Raw genomic sequence first — 2680 nt, 5'->3', positions numbered from 1 at the left:
GACCGGCCAGGGACCGCGCTCCGGCAACTCGACCAGGAGCCGCTGCGCGAGGTCGGTGAGGGCCTCGTCGTCGGCGCGCAGCAGGTCGGCGGTGCGGGTCAGGGCGGCGGCCACCCCCGGGCCGAGGCCTTGCTCCAGCTCGGCGAGCAGCCGGCGGGCGCGCACCCGGGTGTACCGCTCGTCGGCGTTGTGCGGGTCGTGCCAGGCGCTCAGGCCCTGATGGGTGCAGGCGGCCAGGGTGGTGGCGCGGTCCAGGGCGAGCAGCGGCCGCCACAGGTGGCCCCGGCGCGCGGGCATCCCGGCCAGCGATCGGGCTCCGGAGCCGCGGGCCAACCCGAGGAGCACCTGTTCGGCCTGATCGTCGCGGGTGTGCCCGAGCAGGACGGCGACCGCGCCGGTCGCCCGCGCGGCCTGGGCGAGGGCGCGGTAGCGAGCGTCGCGGGCCGCGGCCTCGGGGCCGTCGCCCCAGCCGTCGCCGGCGGTGGCGACCTGCACCTGCTCGACCAGCACCGGCTCCAGGAGCAGGGTGGCGCAGGCCTGCGCGGCCGCCTGCGCCACGTGTTCGGAGCCGGCCTGCAGGCCGTGGTCGATAATGATCGCTCCGGCGCGCAGCCCCGCCCGGGGCGCCTCGAAGGCGGTGGCGGCGGCCAGCGCGAGAGAGTCCGCTCCGCCGCTGCACGCCACGAGCACCAGCGGCGGGTCCTGCCCGGTGGAGTGCCCGGTGGGGTGCCCGGCGGGGTGCTCGGCGCTCAGGCGGCGCAGCGTGGCGCGGACGGCGACGCGGGTTGCCGCGACGGTGGGGTGAGGGCCGGGCATCGGGTGGGCGGCAGGCGTACGGCGGCGCGCCTCAGCCGTGCACGCGGGCGACCCAGGCGGCCGGGTCGGCGAGTTCGGCGGAGGTGGGCAGGGTCTGCGGGGAGGTCCAGACGGCGTTGAAGCCGGCCATGCCGACCTGGTCGACGACGCCGCGAACGAAGGCGGCACCGTTGCGGTACTGCGCCATCTTGGCCTCCAGGCCCAGGAGCCGGCGGACGATCACGTCGAACATGCCCAGCCCGTCGCGGCGCCGCTCGAACACCTGGCGGATGTGCGCGACCGTCGGCACGACGGCCGGCCCGACCTCGTCCATGACGACGTCCGCGTGCCCCTCCAGCAGCGACATCACGGCGGTGACCTCGTCGACCTGCGCCTTCTGCTCAGGGGTCAGGAACAGTCCGGCGAGGCCGGCGCCGCCGGAACGAAGCGCCTCGGGGGCGTTGCTGACGGCCTGACGCAGCCGCCCGAGCACCTCGTCGACGTCGGGAGCCAGATCGCGGGCGAGTCGGTCGGTGCGGGCCAACATGTACTCGCGCAGCCACGGCACGGCGGTGAACTGCACCCGGTGGGTCTCTTCGTGCAGGCACACCCAGAGGCGGAAGTCGGCGGCCACCACGTCGAGATCCTGCTCGGCCTGCACGACGTTGGGGGCGACGAGCAGCAGCCGCGCTGCCTCGCCCGGGCGCCCGGGCGCCAGCTCGTACTGGCCGAGCACCTTCGTCGACATGAACGCCAACAGCCCCGCGATCTCGGTGCCGGTCACCTTGCTGCCGACGCTCTGGGCGGTGGCCGATGGCTGCGGGCGTTTGGAGGCGGAGACGGCGGCGCTGAGCACGGGGTCCAGCAGGCGGCTGAACGAGCCGGCGTTGATCTCCATCCAGGTGGCCCGGTCGACGATCAGGGCCTGCGGGGCATCGGCGGGGGTGTCCAGACCGGTGATCTGCGCGACGGGGCCGCGGGCCCGGCGGGCGCTCTCGCGCAGGCCGGCCACTGCCTCCGCTGCCTGATCGGCGCTGACGGTGGGCCCGGCGGGGGTCAGGCGGCGGGCGGCGGCGGTGGCGAAGCCCCAGTCGACGAGGCGCAGGTCGTCGGTCATGTCGTCCTCTTTCGGTGGCGCGTGGACCGTTCCGGCAGGCTCAGCGGCAGCCGCAGGCCGCCAGGGTGGCGGCCAGCCGGTCCAACGCGAGCCGGGCAGGCACCGTTCCCGGTACCCGATCGGCGACGATCGCGAACGTCAGCATCCGCCCGTCGGCGTCGACGACGCTACCCGCGAGGGCGCTGACCCCGGTCAAGGTGCCGGTCTTGGCCCGCACGAGCCCGACGCCGCGACTGGCGGCGGCGGCGAGAAAACGCTCGTCGAGGGTGCCGGTCAGCCCGGCCACGGGCAGCCGGGCGAGCACCCCGGACAGGCTCGGATTGGTGCCGGAGGCGCCGTGGGCCATCGCCGCGGCGAGCGCGGTGACGGGCACCTGGCTGCCGCCGGAAAGACCGCTGGTGTCGGTCAGCCGCACCCCGCGCACGTCGATCCCGGCGGCGGTCAGTTGGTCGCGGACCCACGCGGCACAGCCGGCGAAGGTGGTCGGGGCGCCCGCCTGGTGGCAGCCCCAGCGGGCGAGCGTCTCGGTGAGATCGTTGTCGGAGTCGTCGAGGGCGATGGCGAGCACGTCGCCGATGGGGGCGGAGGCCACGGTGGCCAGCTCGGCGGCATCAGGTGGGGCGGCGGCGCGGCTGGGGCGGCCCTCGACGTGCAGCCCGGCGGCGGTAAGGGCCCCGGCGAAGGCGGCGGTGGCGTGCAGTGCCGGGTCGGCAGTCGACGGGCGGTAGGGCTCGGCGCGGTCGGTGGCCAGGCCCAGCATCGCCACCG

3 protein-coding genes are annotated in these 2680 nt (G+C 76.1%); all 3 read right to left on the bottom strand.

Annotated elements, in window-relative coordinates; all coding sequences use genetic code 11:
* The coding region (gene tilS / locus KILIM_RS21715) for a tRNA lysidine(34) synthetase TilS (RefSeq protein WP_006594915.1) at nucleotides 1-816 on the bottom strand (816 nt) is incomplete at its 3' end.
* A 31-nt stretch (nucleotides 817-847) separates the two neighbouring features.
* Nucleotides 848-1912, bottom strand: coding sequence for an Rv3626c family coenzyme F420 biosynthesis-associated protein (locus tag KILIM_RS21710; RefSeq protein WP_006594914.1), 1065 nt, complete (start codon nucleotides 1910-1912; stop codon nucleotides 848-850).
* 40 nt (nucleotides 1913-1952) lie between these two features.
* A partial coding sequence (gene dacB, locus KILIM_RS21705; RefSeq protein ID WP_040564094.1) for a D-alanyl-D-alanine carboxypeptidase/D-alanyl-D-alanine endopeptidase occupies nucleotides 1953-2680 on the bottom strand: 728 nt, incomplete at its 5' end.

The organism is Kineosphaera limosa NBRC 100340 (genome assembly GCF_000298215.1).
In the GTDB taxonomy this organism is placed as follows: domain Bacteria; phylum Actinomycetota; class Actinomycetes; order Actinomycetales; family Dermatophilaceae; genus Kineosphaera; species Kineosphaera limosa.
The sequence above is the reverse complement of the archived record's forward strand: the minus strand, read 5'-3'. Positions and strand labels throughout refer to the sequence as shown.